8 protein-coding genes are annotated in these 13,497 nt (G+C 71.9%); 4 read left to right on the forward strand and 4 right to left on the reverse strand.

Features of this window, described 5'->3' with window-relative positions:
• Nucleotides 1–449 precede the first annotated feature (449 nt).
• The 4 genes from HET64_RS15785 to rhaI all read right to left on the reverse strand — a co-directional run bounded on the left by HET64_RS15785 (nt 450) and on the right by rhaI (nt 8,525).
• Nucleotides 450–3,650, reverse strand: coding sequence for an alpha-L-rhamnosidase (locus HET64_RS15785; RefSeq protein WP_215106025.1), 3,201 nt, complete (start codon nt 3,648–3,650; stop codon nt 450–452).
• Nucleotides 3,651–3,689: 39 nt separating this feature from the next.
• Entirely contained in the window at nt 3,690–5,168 is a 1,479-nt protein-coding gene (locus tag HET64_RS15790) for a rhamnulokinase family protein (RefSeq protein WP_215106027.1), read from the reverse strand.
• Complete coding sequence (locus HET64_RS15795) at nt 5,165–7,204, reverse strand: bifunctional aldolase/short-chain dehydrogenase (RefSeq protein ID WP_215106029.1); 2,040 nt, start codon at nt 7,202–7,204, stop codon at nt 5,165–5,167. Before HET64_RS15795 ends, HET64_RS15790 begins: the two co-directional genes overlap by 4 nt.
• A gap of 160 nt (nt 7,205–7,364) precedes the next feature.
• Nucleotides 7,365–8,525 (reverse strand): L-rhamnose isomerase, encoded by a 1,161-nt coding sequence (gene rhaI, locus HET64_RS15800; RefSeq protein WP_215106031.1) that lies wholly within the window; start codon nt 8,523–8,525, stop codon nt 7,365–7,367.
• Between the two features lie 260 nt (nt 8,526–8,785).
• On the opposite strand from rhaI, the gene HET64_RS15805 reads away from it, so the two are divergent.
• Genes HET64_RS15805 through rhaS form a run of 4 tightly spaced genes read left to right on the forward strand, consistent with a single transcriptional unit; the run spans nt 8,786 to nt 13,458 of the window.
• Nucleotides 8,786–10,303, forward strand: a complete 1,518-nt coding sequence (locus HET64_RS15805; protein ID WP_215106033.1) for a sugar ABC transporter ATP-binding protein — start codon at nt 8,786–8,788, stop codon at nt 10,301–10,303.
• Nucleotides 10,300–11,340, forward strand: coding sequence for an ABC transporter permease (locus tag HET64_RS15810; protein ID WP_215106035.1), 1,041 nt, complete (start codon nt 10,300–10,302; stop codon nt 11,338–11,340). Before HET64_RS15805 ends, HET64_RS15810 begins: the two co-directional genes overlap by 4 nt.
• Nucleotides 11,333–12,325 carry an ABC transporter permease gene (locus tag HET64_RS15815; RefSeq protein ID WP_215106037.1) on the forward strand — a complete coding sequence of 331 codons (993 nt, stop codon included), beginning with the start codon at nt 11,333–11,335 and terminating at the stop codon, nt 12,323–12,325. Before HET64_RS15810 ends, HET64_RS15815 begins: the two co-directional genes overlap by 8 nt.
• Nucleotides 12,326–12,375: 50 nt before the next feature.
• Complete coding sequence (gene rhaS, locus HET64_RS15820) at nt 12,376–13,458, forward strand: rhamnose ABC transporter substrate-binding protein (RefSeq protein WP_215106039.1); 1,083 nt, start codon at nt 12,376–12,378, stop codon at nt 13,456–13,458.
• The last annotated feature ends 39 nt before the right edge of the window (nt 13,459–13,497 follow it).

The following is a 13,497-nucleotide window of genomic DNA, read 5'->3' on the forward strand; positions in this document are numbered from 1 at the left end:
GCATCGGACGTGGCTGCCGCGGGCGCGGACGAGGCGGCAGGCGGGGGGTCGGGGGCGGTGGACGGCGGCTGGAGAGTCATACCCCCGACCTTGTCCTGGCCGCCCGTCCGAGGCATCGGACCAGGGCCTGGACTCCGGCGTCAGACCTGGGTATGACACCCGCCGCCGCACCATCGGCCCGTACGGGACATCGGGTCACCGTGCCGGGGCCGCACTGACCCGAGGGTGAGCCCCGGGCCCGGACCGCCGGACCTCCCCCGAGGGGCCGATGTGGCGGCGCCGATCCCGGGAGGTGGGGCACCTCACCGAGGAGGAGGGCGTGAACTCGGCGACCTGGCGGAGGATGTGGACCGCCGCTGAGGCGGTCGCGGGACGGCAGGGGCGTACAGCCGTACCCGCGAGTGGTGCGCGTTCGCGGGTACGGCGTACGTCTCTTGTCCGGAGGTCGTTCAGACCGCGAAGCGGTGCGTTCCCGAGCCGACGGCGAAGACCGCGCAGCCGTCCTCCATCCGCAGGAAGCGTGCTCCGGTGTGGGTGACGTCCTCGGCCCGGCCGGCCTGGATCCACACGTCGGCGGTGGTGTTGACGGGGAGGGTCACGGTCAGCCGGAAGCGGCCCTTCTCCGTCTTCCAGTCGGTGGTGACGGGGCCGTGGAGGGAGGCGAACCGGCCCCGGGCGCGGGTGATGCCGCCGCCGGGGCGGGGCCGCACGGTGACCTTGCGGAAGCCTGGCTCGGCGGGGGCGATGCCGGTGATGTGGGCGTACATCCACTCCCCCACGGAGCCGTACGCGTAGTGGTTGAAGGAGTTCATCCCGGCGTCCTGGAAGCTTCCGTCCGGCTTGATGGAGTCCCAGCGCTCCCACATGGTGGTGGCTCCGCGGTCGATCTGGTAGCCCCAGCTCGGGAAGGTCCGCTGGAGCAGCAGGCGGTAGGCGACGTCCGTGTGCCCGGTGTCGGTGAGGACGGGGAGCAGGCGCGGGGTGCCGAGGAAGCCCGTGGACAGGTGCCAGTCCTTCGCCTCGATCAGGGCGACGAGGCGGTCGGCCGCGGTGACGCGTTCCGCCGCGCTCAGGAGGTCCATGGAGAGGGCGAGGACGTAGGCGGTCTGGGTGTCGCCCTTCACCCGGCCGCCGCCGGTGACGTAGGCGGCGCGGAAGGCCTCGCGGATCTCCGCGAACAGTGCGGTGTACGGGGCCGGGTCCTTGCCCAGGACCTCGGCGGTGCGGGCGACGAGGTCGGCGCTGTGGGCGTAGTAGGCGGTGGCGATGACGTCCTTGGGGGTGTCGTCGGCGATGTTGAGCCAGTCGCCGTACCCGGTGGCCGGCCGCAGCCGCCCGCTGCTGTGGGCGTCCAGGTAGTCGAGCCACCTCAGCATCGAGGGCCAGGCCCGCTCCAGCGCCCGGGTGTCGCCGTAGGCCTGGTGGAGGGCCCAGGGCACGGTGACGCCCGCGTCGCCCCAGCCGGCCGAGCCCGCGCCGAGGCCCTCGACGTGGGGTGCGACATCGGTGAAGGCTCCGTCGGCGGTCTGGTCGTCCTGGAGGTCGCTCAGCCATTTCCCGAGGAAGCGCGCGGACTCCATCGTGTACGCGGCGGTGGGCGCGAAGACGTTGATGTCGCCGGTCCAGCCCAGGCGTTCGTCGCGGGCCGGGGTGTCGGTGGGGATGGAGAGGAAGTTCCCGCGCAGGCCCCAGGTGATGTTGCTGTGGAGCTGGTTGAGCAGCGGGACGTCGGTCTCGAACTCCATGGTGAGGGGCGCGTCGGTGTGGATCACCCGCCCGACGACGGCGTCGAGCGGCGGCCTGCCGGGGTAGCCGGTCACCTCGACGTAGCGGAAGCCGTGGAAGGTGAAGCGGGGCTCGTACGTCTCCCGGCCGCCGCCCTTGAGGGTGTAGTGGTCGGTCGCGGCGGCGGTGCGCAGGTTGGTGGTGTAGACGGTGCCGTCGGGGTTCAGCACCTCCGCGTGGCGCAGGCGCACGGTGGTGCCTGCGCGGCCGGTGACGCGCAGGCGGGCGGTGCCGACCATGTTCTGGCCGAGGTCGAAGACGAAGACCCCGGGCCGTGGCTCGGTGATCTTCTCGGCCTTCAGCTCCTGGATGACGCGGCAGGGGCCGTCGGGCTCCGCGACCAGTTCGGCGGTGACCTCCTCCTGGGTGGGCACGGCCCGTTCCCAGGCCGTGTCGTCGAAGCCGGGGCGCGTCCAGCCGTCGGTCTCGCGGCGGGCGTCGTAGTTCTCGCCGGTGAGGAGGTCGGCCAGGGCGATGGGCCCGGTGGCGGCCCGCCAGTCGGTGCCGGACAGCACCCGCTCGGTCGTCCCGTCCCGGTAGGTGACCTCCAACTGGCCGAGGAAGGCTGGGTGTTCGCCGTACTGGTGCGGGCCGAACATACCGACGTTGCCCGCGTACCAGCCCGTCGCCAGCTCCACGCCGAGGGTGTTGGCCCCGGAGGTGAGCAACTCGGTGACGTCGTGGGTCTGGTACTGGATTCGTTTGGCGTAGTCCGTCCAGCCGGGTGCGAGGCGGTCCGTGCCGACGCGCTCGCCGTTGAGGTGGGCCTCGTACAGGCCGAGGGCCGTGGAGTACAGCCGGGCCCGCTCGACGGGCTTGCGGCGCAGCCGGAACTCGTGGCGCAGCTGGGCGACGGGCGCGTGGGCGGGAGTGACCTTCCCCCAGGGGCCCGATCCCCACGGGGCGAGGACCTTCGCGGCCGGCCAGGTACCGTCGTCGTAGTCCAACTGCTGCCAATCAGCGCCGGGTTCGGCGTTGACGGCCTTCCAATCGCTGCCGGTGGCGATGGTGCGTACACCGTCGGCGGAGGTCAGTTCCAGGGCCCCGAGCAGGCCCGCGGGGCCGGTGACCTCGTTGGTCGCCGCGACGGCGAGGACGTGACGGCCGGGGGTGAGCCGTTCGGTGACGTCGGTGACCGAGGGGCGGCTCCAGGCCCTGGCGACCTCGTCCGGTTCGGCGCGCGCCACCTCCGCACCGTCCAGGTGGGCGGCGTATCCATCGTCGGCGGTGAGGACGAGCCGGGCCCGGGTCACGCCTTCGGGTACGTCGAACACGCCCCGGAACCAGCGGGTCGCGGCCGGGGCGCTGCTCGCCGGGTCGCCCTCCGGGAACCAGATCCAGGACGCCGTCTCCAGGGCGGGCGCGCCGACGAGGGAGGCCGGGGCCCCGATCCAGCGCGCCGACCAGTCCGACGCCTCGTTGAGGCCGGTCTCCCACCACGCGGGCTCGGACCAGGCGGAGACGCGGCCCTCGTCGTCCCAGACGCGCACGGTCCAGTGATAGCGGGTGCGGGAGAGCAACTCCGGTCCGCCGTAGGTCACCTGGGCCGAATCCGGGGAGTCGACCTTGCCGCTGTCCCAGACGTCGGGGCGTTCCAGAGCGCGTTCGCTGAGGGCGACGCGGATCTGGTACGCGCTCTGGCCGCGTCCGGGCGCGGTGGCGGACAGCGGCCAGCCGAGGCGCGGGCGGGCGCTGCCGATGCCGAGCGGGTCCTTCACGTATTCGGCGGTGGAGCCGCCCACGCGGAGCGACTTGGTCCCGCTCGCGCCGCGCTCGGCGGCCTGCGCGGGGGGTATGGCTCCGGCGATGAGGGTGGTTCCCAGGACGGTGGCGGACGTGCTGAGCAGTCGTCGTCTGCTGATCACACTCGGCTCCGATTCGGCGAGGGGATGGGGGGAGTTGCCTCATGGTGTGGCGGTGAGGGGGCGGTTCGCCCCCTCGATCCGCCGTGCCGCCGCGTCCCAGGCCGACGGGTCGCCGGCCGGTTCGTAGCGGGTCAGGGGCTGGGTACGGGCGAGGAGTCGACGGGTCGTGGCGAGGTCGCCGGGCAGGCCGTGGGCGCGCGCCTGGACAAGGATGTTGCCGAGCGCGGCCGCCTCCGACGGGCCTGCCACGACCGGCAGTCCGCAGGCGTCCGCGGTCAGTTGGCAGAGCAGCTCGTTGCGCGCCCCGCCGCCGACGATGTGCACGACGTCGACCGCGCGGCCGGCCAGGCGCTGCGCCTCGTGGATCGCGCGCCGGTGGGCGAGGGCCAGCGAGTCGAGGACGCAGCGCGTGGTCTCGCCCGGGGTGCGGGGCTCCGGACCGCCGGTGGACCGGCAGGCGGCAGCGATGCGTCGGGGCATGTCACCGGCGGCCAGGAACTCCGGCGCGGCGGCGTCCACGACGTACCGCAGCGCGGGAGCGCGGGCGGCCTCGGCGAGCAGCGGGGTGATGTCGTCCCGGCGCCAGGTCCGCATGCACTCCTGGAGGAGCCACAGGCCCATGATGTTGCGCAGGAAGCGGACGGTGCCGTCGACGCCCAGTTCGTTGGTGAAGTTCGCGGCCCGGCTCTCCTCGCTGGTGACCGGGGCGCCGAGTTCGAGACCGGCGAGGGACCAGGTCCCGGTGCAGAGGTAGGCGAAGCGCTCGCCCCGCCCGGCGGGGACGGCGGCGACGGCGGACGCGGTGTCGTGCGATCCGACGGTCGTCACGGGTACGGGGCGGGGCAGCCCGGTCAGTTCCTGGACCAGGGGCAGTGTCGAGCCGGCCGGGTCGCCGGGGCGGCGCAGCGGGGCGAAGAGAGCGAGGTCGATACCGAGGCGGCCGGCCAGGCACCGGTTCCAGTCGCCGGTGTGCGGGTCGACGAGCTGGGTGGTGGAGGCGTTGGTCAGCTCGGTGCCCTGCTCCCCCGTGAGCCAGTAGGAGATCAGGTCCGGGATCAGCAGGAGCCTTTTCGCGGCGGCGAGTTGGGGGGTGTCGCGGGCGGCCGCGAGTTGGTAGAGCGTGTTGAACGGGGCGTGCTGGATGCCGGTCGCCCGGTAGAGGGTCTCGGGCGGGACCGTGGCCCACACCTGCTCCGGGACCCCTTCGGTGCGAAGGTCGCGGTAGTGGACGGGGTTGCCGAGGAGGGACCCGTCGGCGCCGAGCAGCCCGTAGTCCACCGCCCAGCTGTCGATGCCCAGGGAGTCGACCGGGCCGGCCGCGCGCAGTCCGTCGAGCACCCCCCGGTGGAGGCCGAGGATGTCCCAGCGCAGGCCCTCCGGAAGGTGCACGGGCCGGTTGGGGAAGCGGTGGACCTCGGTGAGGTCCAGGGTGTCGGGACCGACGCGGCCGACCATGACCCGGCCGCTGGAGGCTCCCAGGTCGGCCGCGGCGAGGATCCGCGTGCGGGCGGCGCTCATCGCAGGAAGGCCCCGGCGACCCCGGCGTCGACGGGGATGTGGAGGCCGGTGGTGTGGGTGAGGTCGCCGCCGGTGAGGGCGAAGACGGCGTTGGCGACGTGTTCGGGCAGCACTTCGCGCTTGAGGAGGGTGCGCCGGGCGTAGAACTCGCCGAGCTTCTCCTCCTCGATGCCGTACGTCGCCGCGCGCTGCGCCCCCCAGCCGCCGGCGAAGATACCGGAGCCGCGCACGACTCCGTCCGGGTTGACCCCGTTGACCCGGATGCCGTCGTCTCCCAATTCCGCTGCCAAGAGCCTCACTTGGTGGGCCTGGTCGGCCTTGGCGGCGGAGTAGGCGACGTTGTTGGGGCCGGCGAAGACGGCGTTCTTCGAGGCGATGTACACGAGGTCGCCACCGAAACCCTGGGCTCGCATGACGCGGGCCGCCTCCCGGGAGACGAGGAAGGAGCCCCGGGCCATGACGGCGTGCTGGAGGTCCCAGTCCCGGACCGTCGTCTCCTCCAGCGGCTTGGAGATGGAGATGCCCGCGTTGTTCACCACCAGGTCGACGCCGCCGAAGGCGAGCGCCGCCGCGTCGAAGGCGGCCGCGACCTGCTCCTCGCTGGTGACGTCGACCGTGACGGCCACCGCCCGGTCCGGGCCGCCCAGTTCCTCGGCGACGGCGGCCCCGCTCTTCGCGTCCAGGTCCGCGACGACCGCGCAGGCGCCCTCCGCGACGAGGCGGCGGGCGATGGCCCTGCCGATGCCGCTGCCCGCGCCGGTCACCAGGGCGACGCGGGTGGCGAGCGGCTTCGGCCGCGGCATCCGCCGGAGTTTGGCCTCCTCCAGGGCCCAGTACTCGATGCGGAACTTCTCCGACTCCTCGATCGGCGCGTAGGAGGAGACAGCTTCCGCGCCGCGCATCACGTTGATCGCGTTGAGGTAGAACTCCCCCGCCACGCGGGCGGTCTGCTTGTCCTTGCCGAAGCTGAACATGCCCACGCCGGGGATCAGCACGATCGCCGGGTCCGCGCCCCGCATCGGGGGCGATCCGGGCTCCGCGTGGCGGGCGTAGTAGGCGGCGTACTCCTCCCGGTAGGCGGCGTGCAGCCGGCCCAGGCGCTCGACGGCGAGAGCCGCTTCGGCGGTCGGCGGCAGGTCGAGGACCAGGGGCCTGACCTTCGTCCGGAGGAAGTGGTCCGGGCAGGAGGTGCCCAGGGCCGCGAGCCTCGGGTGCTCGGTGCGGGCGAGGAAGTCCAGGACGGCGCCGGAGTCGTCGAAGTGCCCGACCTGGGGGCGGTCCTTGGAGGCGAGGGCGCGCAGGTGCGGGGCGAGGGCCGCGGCCCGGGCGCGGCGTTCGGCCCGGGGCAGCGGCTCGTACCCGTCGAGGACCGGTCCGAACGGTTCGGGCCTTCCCCGCTCGGCCAGGAACGCCTCGGCGGTGCGGATGATGTGGAGCGCGTTGTCCTCGCACTCCTGGGATGTCTCGCCCCAGGCGGTGATGCCGTGGCCCCCGAGGACGCAGCCGATGGCTTCCGGGTTCGCGTCCTTGACCGCGGCGATGTCCAGGCCGAGCTGGAATCCGGGGCGTCGCCAGGGAACCCAGGCGACCTTCGCACCGAAGCAGTCGGCGGTCAGCTTCTCGCCGTCGGCGGCGCAGGCGAGCGCGATCCCGGAGTCCGGGTGCAGGTGGTCGACGTGCGGGGCGTCGACGAGTCCGTGCATGGCGGTGTCGATGGACGGGGCCGCGCCGCCCTTGCCGTGCAGGCAGTAGTCGAACGCGGCGACCATCTCGTCCTCGCGCTCCACGCCCGCGTAGACGCTCCGCAGTGCGCGCAGCCGGTCGAGGCGGAGCACGGCGAGCCCTTCCGCGGTGAGGGTGCCGAGATCGCCGCCGGAGCCCTTGACCCACATCAGTTCGACGTCGTCGCCGGTGACCGGGTCGGGCGCGGCGCCCTTGGCGGAGGCGTTGCCGCCCGCGTAGTTCGTGTTGCGCGGGTCGGAGCCGAGCCGGTGGGAGCGGGCCAGGAGCGCTGCGGCTTCGGGGTGGAGTGCCATGGGTTCCTCGGTGTCCTTCGCGAAGGGGCGGCGGAGAGGCGGTTCGGGGCGTGCGGGCGGTTCGGACGGGGCCGGGTGTACGGCGGCGACGCGAGGCCGGTGTGCGGCGACAGCATGGGGGTGCCGTACGGCAGCGGTACGAGGAGGCCGGGGCGGAGGCCTACGCCCCCCAGCCCGCCTGCTGTCCGCCGATCCGCTCCTCGGCGGTCTTCGTCGCCCAGCCGGAGCGCCGGTAGGCGGCCATCGGGTCGCCGTCGAGGCCCTGTTCCTCGCGGACCTCGACGAGCAGGGGACGTACGTCGGTGTTGTAGGCGTCCATGAGCGCGGCGTTGGCCTCCAGGACGTCGCCGGTGCGCTGGGCGGTGGCCAGGGCCTCCCGGTCGACGAGGAGGGCCTTGGCCGTGGCCTCCTGGACGTTCATCACCGAGCGGATGATCGCGGGGATCTTCTCCTCGATGTTGTGGCACTGGTCGAGCATGAAGGCGACGTCCGCGGTGAGTCCGCCGCCGCGGACGACCTCGTACATGATGCGGAAGAGCTGGAAGGGGTCGGCCGCGCCCACCATCAGGTCGTCGTCGGCGTAGAACCGGGAGTTGAAGTCGAAGGCCCCGAGCCGGCCTTCGCGCAGCAGGGTCGCGACGATGAACTCGATGTTGGTGCCGGGTGCGTGGTGCCCGGTGTCCACGACGACCTGTGCCCGGGGCCCGAGCTTGAGGCAGTGGGCGTAGGCGGTCCCCCAGTCCGGGACGTCGGTCGTGTAGAAGGCGGGCTCGAACAGCTTGTACTCCAGGAGCATCCGCTGGTCGTCGCCGAGCCGTTCGTACACGGCGGCCAGCGCCTCGGCGAGCCGGTCCTGGCGCTCGCGGATGTCGTCCTGACCGGGGTAGTTCGTGCCGTCCGCGAACCACAGCTTGAGGTCCCGGGATCCCGTCGCGTCCATGATGTCGACGCACGCCATGAGGTGGTCCAGCGCCTTGCTGCGTACGGCGGCGTCCGGGTGGCAGACGCTGCCGAGGCGGAAGTCGTCGTCCTGGAAGGTGTTGGCGTTGACGGTCCCGAGGGTGAGGCCCCGGTCGCGGGCGTGCCCGGCGAGCGCCGCGTAGTCGTCGACGGTGTCCCAGGGAATATGGAGGGCCACGGTGGGCGCGGCTCCGGTGAACTCGTGCACCTTCGCCGCGTCGTCCAGCTTCTCCTCGGGGGTGCGGGGCACGCCGGGCCGGGCGAAGACCTTGAAGCGGGTCCCCGAGTTCCCGTACGCCCATGAGGGGGTCTCGATGGCCTGGGAGATGAGGGCGGCCTTCACCGTGGCGGGCTCGGTCACTTCGTCGCTCCTGTGACGTCGGTGTGAACGCGAATGAATCTGAAACGATTCACGCGGCTTGAAGGTAGGAGCACCCTCAAGGGCTGTCAACCCTTCCGGCGACCCGACCCCACCAGAACCCTGTGAATGCAAGGGGCACTTGAGAATTCTCGTTCACCCCCATTGACGCACCCCCAGGGACCTGCCTAACGTCCCGGCAACTCATTTGAAACCTTTCACGATGCCGCGAGGACGCCCTCCGCATCGTTGAGGAGCCACCGATGACCCACCGGTCCGCCAAGGATCCGGCCCCCGTACTGGCCCTGAGGGACGTCTCCAAGTCCTTCGGCGCCGTGCGAGCCCTGCGGGACGTGTCCCTCGACCTGTTCCCCGGCGAGGTCCACGCCCTCGCCGGGGAGAACGGCGCGGGCAAGTCGACCCTGATCAAGACGTTCGCCGGAGTCCACCGGCCCGACGCCGGTCAGCTTCTGCTGGACGGCGAGCCGGCCACCTTCCACGGCCCCGCCGACGCCCGTGACGCCGGAATCGCCGTCATCTACCAGGAACCCACGCTCTTCCCCGACCTGTCGATCGCCGAGAACATCTTCATGGGCCGTCAGCCCAAGCGGTCGTACCGCCGGATCGACCACCGGGCCACCCGGACCGCCACAGCCGCCCTGATGCACCGGCTCGGGGTCGAGCTCGACCCCGACCGTCCGGCGCGCGGCCTGTCGATCGCGGACCAGCAGATCGTCGAGATCGCCAAGGCCCTCTCCTTCGACGCCCGCGTCCTGATCATGGACGAGCCGACGGCCGCCCTGACCGGCAGTGAGGTGGCACGGCTCTTCGGTGTGGTCCGCGCGCTGCGCGAGCAGGGGGCCGCCGTGCTGTTCATCTCGCACCGGCTGGAGGAGATCTTCCGTATCTGCGAACGCGTCACCACCCTGCGGGACGGTGCGCTGATCGCCAGTGAACCGCTGGCAGGCATGGCGGAGGAGGACCTCGTCCGCCGGATGGTCGGCCGGGACCTGGACGAGCTCTATCCGAAGCAGGAGGTGGAGGCGGGCGCGGTCGCGCTCAGCGTCCGGCGGCTCACCCGCGAGGGCGTGTTCACCGACGTCTCCTTCGATGTGCGCCGCGGCGAGATCGTCGGCATGGCGGGGCTGGTCGGCGCCGGGCGCACGGAAGTGGCACGGGCGGTCTTCGGCATCGACCGGTGGGACGCCGGCGAGGTCGAGGTGGCCGGGCGGGCGCTGGTCAACGGCGCCCCGTCCACCGCCATGGCCGCCGGCCTCGCCCTGGTCCCCGAGGACCGGCGCGCCCAGGGCCTGGTGATGGGCATGTCCATCGAGCGGAACATCGGGCTCACCGGTCTGCGCGTCACCAGGAAGGCGGGGCTGATGGACCGGGGCGCCGAGCGCAGCCGGTCGCTCGACTGGGCGGTCAGGCTCCAGGTGAAGTACGCGCGGATCGCCGATGCCGTGTCCACCCTGTCCGGCGGCAACCAGCAGAAGGTGGTCCTGGCGAAGTGGCTCGCCACCGAACCCGCCGTGCTGATCGTCGACGAGCCGACGCGCGGCATCGACGTCGGCACCAAGGCGGAGGTGCACCGGCTGCTGAGCGCGTTGGCGGCCGACGGGGTGGCGGTGCTGATGATCTCCTCCGATCTGCCCGAGATCCTCGGCATGGCCGACCGGGTGCTGGTGATGCACGAGGGCCGCCTGACCGCAGAGATCCCCCGCTCCGACGCCACCGAGGAGACCGTGATGGCCGCTGCCACCGGGAGGGCCGCCGCATGACGGTGACGACGACCGAACCGGCGCCCGTCGCGCCGATCCCCGCCTCCAGCAGCACCCGGCTCGTGGACCGCGTCATCAGGATGCGGGAACTGGCCATCCTGCTCGTGCTGTTGGTGATGATCGCGCTCACCCAGCTCGGCAACAGCGCGTTCCTCTCCGAGCAGGGCATCAAGGACCTGCTGCTCAACGCGACGATCCTGGTGCTGGTCGCCACCGGCCAGTCTCTGGTGGTCATCACCCGCAACGTCGACCTGTCCGTGGGCTCGACGCTCGGCATCAGCGCCTTCGCCGCCGGGACGCATCTCCAGGGCGGCGGACACCCGGTGGCGGCCGTGGTCCTGGCCGTCCTGCTGGGTGTCGGCTTCGGTCTGCTGAACGGGCTGCTCGTCAGCCTCGGCCAGGTGCCCGCCCTGGTCGTCACGCTCGGGACCCTCTACATCATCCGGGGCATCGACTCGATCTGGGTCGGCTCACGACAGATCACGGCGGCCGATCTGCCGGGCGGCTTCGTGGACTTCGGCTCCGGCGGGATCTCGGCCGTGCCCTGGCTCGCGATGATCGCGCTGGTCCTGCTGGCGTCGACGGCGTACTACCTCAAGCACTTCGGCAGCGGGCGCGAGCTGTACGCGCTGGGCTCCGACCCGGAGGCCGCCCGGCTGGCGGGGATCCCCGTCCGCCGGCGGATCCTGCTCGCCTACACCTTCTGCGGTGCGCTGGCCGGTCTCGCCGGCGCGCTGTACCTGGCGCGCTTCGGGAACGTCGACTCGGGCACCGGCAGCGGCTACGAACTCACCGTCGTCAGCGCGGTCGTGGTCGGCGGCGTGGTCTTCACCGGCGGCTCCGGCACGGTGTACGGCGCCGCGCTCGGGGCGCTGCTGCTGACCTCGGTCAACAGCGTGCTGCCCGCGCTCGGCGTCAGCTCCGTGTGGGTGCTCGCGATCAACGGCTTCCTGCTCATCCTCGCCATCGCCGCCGACCGGATCGTCGCCCTGCGCGTAGCGTCCGCACTGAAGAAGAGGAACGCCCGTCATGGCTGACTCCGCACTCGCGCGCGCCGTCCGCTGGGACACGGTCGTCGGCGCCCTCCTGATCGTGGTGCTGCTGCTGTCCTTCGGCTTCGTCGACGGTTTCGGCAACGCCCTCAACCTGTCGTTCCTGATCGGCAACACCCTGCCCATCGCGCTGATCGCGCTGCCGATGACCCTGCTGGTGGTCTCCGGCGAGATCGATCTGTCGGTGGCGTCCACGGCCGGCCTCTCGGGGGCGGTGATGGGGGCGCTGTGGAACCAGGGCCTGCCGATCGAGGCGATCATCCCCGTCTGTCTGCTGCTCGGCGTGGCGTGCGGACTGGTCAACGGGCTGCTGGTGACCCGGCTCGGGCTGCCGTCACTGGCGGTCACCATCGGAACGCTGGCCGCCTACCGGGGCATCGCGCAGATCGTGCTGGGCTCGGACGCCGTCACCGACTTCCCCTCCCCCTACCTCGACTTCGCCGCCGGACGGATCGGCGACACGTTCGTCCCGTACGCCCTCCTGCCGTTCCTGGCGCTCCTCGCCGTCGCCGTACTCGCCCTGCACGCCACGCCGTTCGGGCGTTCCCTGTTCGCGACGGGGGCCAACGAGGAGGCGGCCAGGTTCGCGGGTGTACGGGTGAGGCGGCAGAAGCTGATCCTGTTCACGGTGACCGGGCTGATGGCCTCCCTCACCGGTGTGTTCTGGGCGCTGCACTACGCCAGCGCCCGGTTCGACAACGCCACCGGACTCGAACTGTCGGTCGTCGCCGCCGTGTTGCTCGGCGGCATCGACTTCGACGGCGGCCGGGGCACGCTCGGCGGCGCGATCGCGGGCGTGTTCCTGCTGGGGGCGCTGCAGAACGTGATGAGTCTGGGGGACGTCTCCGCGCAGTCACAGATCGTCGTCACCGGCGTGCTGCTCGTCGTCTCCGTGCTCGGCCCGCGCGTCGCCCGCCAGATCTCCGTCGCGAGGGCGGGGCGACGAGCCGCCCCGGCCCCGACTCCGTAGCCACGTGCCCGGCACCGTAACCCGCCCTTCTTCCGTAAAGGACCCCTGCCATGCGTACGTCATCGATCCGCCGCGCCTGTGCGGCCCTCGCGGCCGTCACCTCCCTCGCGCTCGCCGTCACGGCGTGCGGGGGCACCACCAAGAGCGATGTGAAGAAGGAGAGCGGTTCGGCCGCCTCGGCCGGTGAGGCGGACCCGGACGCGCCCACCAAGAAGGGCCTGACCGTCGGGTTCCTGCCCAAGCAGGTCAACAACCCCTACTTCACCACCGCCGACAAGGGCGGGCAGAAGGCCGTCGAGGCGCTGGGGTCCACCTTCAAGGAGGTCGGCCCGACCAGCGCCACCGACACCTCGGGCCAGGTCTCCTACGTCAACACCCTCACCCAGCAGCAGGTCGACGCCATCGCCGTGTCCGCCCAGGACCCCGGTGCGCTGTGCACCGCGCTCAAGCAGGCCATGAAGAACGGCGTCAAGGTCGTCACCTACGACTCCGACACCAAGACCGACTGCCGCAACGTCTTCGTCTCGCAGGCGGGGGCCGAGGACCTGGGCCGCACCCAGGTCCAGCTGCTCGCCGAGCAGATCGGCTACCGGGGCGAGATCGCGATCCTGTCCGCCGCCCAGACCGCGACGAACCAGAACCTGTGGATCGACTACATGAAGGACGAGCTCAAGGACCCGAAGTACAAGGACGTGAAGCTGGTGAAGGTGGCGTACGGCAATGACGACGCCCAGCAGTCCTTCCAGCAGACGCAGGGGCTGTTGCAGGAGCATCCGAAGCTCGCCGGGATCGTCTCGCCGACCACGGTCGGCATCAAGGCGGCGGCGCAGTACCTGTCCGGCTCGAAGTACCGGGGCAAGGTGAAGCTGTCCGGGCTCGGCACCCCCAACGACCTGCGCTCGTACGTGAAGAACGGCACCGTCGAGGCGTTCGAGCTGTGGGACCCGGCGAAGCTCGGCGAGCTGGCCGGCCATGCCTCGGTCGCCCTGGCGTCCGGGCAGATCACCGGCGCGGAGGGCCAGACCTTCGAGGCGGGCGGCCTGGGCACGTACACGATCGGGAAGGACGGGGTGGTGAGTCTCGGCAAGCCGACGGTGTTCGACAAGGACAACATCGACGACTTCGACTTCTGATGCGCGCGGATAGGCTGAGGGCTCGTCCCGCGTCCCTCG

The sequence above is a fragment of the Streptomyces sp. McG3 genome, from assembly GCF_018619185.1.
Lineage (GTDB): Bacteria > Actinomycetota > Actinomycetes > Streptomycetales > Streptomycetaceae > Streptomyces.

Coding starts and splice junctions, on each gene's coding strand:
- HET64_RS15790 (WP_215106027.1), bottom strand. CDS start 5,168: ATGAGCGCCGCCCGCACGCGGATCCTCGCCGCGGCCGACCTGGGAGCC.
- HET64_RS15795 (WP_215106029.1), bottom strand. CDS start 7,204: ATGGCACTCCACCCCGAAGCCGCAGCGCTCCTGGCCCGCTCCCACCGG.
- HET64_RS15805 (WP_215106033.1), top strand. CDS start 8,786: ATGACCCACCGGTCCGCCAAGGATCCGGCCCCCGTACTGGCCCTGAGG.
- HET64_RS15810 (WP_215106035.1), top strand. CDS start 10,300: ATGACGGTGACGACGACCGAACCGGCGCCCGTCGCGCCGATCCCCGCC.
- HET64_RS15815 (WP_215106037.1), top strand. CDS start 11,333: ATGGCTGACTCCGCACTCGCGCGCGCCGTCCGCTGGGACACGGTCGTC.
- rhaS (WP_215106039.1), top strand. CDS start 12,376: ATGCGTACGTCATCGATCCGCCGCGCCTGTGCGGCCCTCGCGGCCGTC.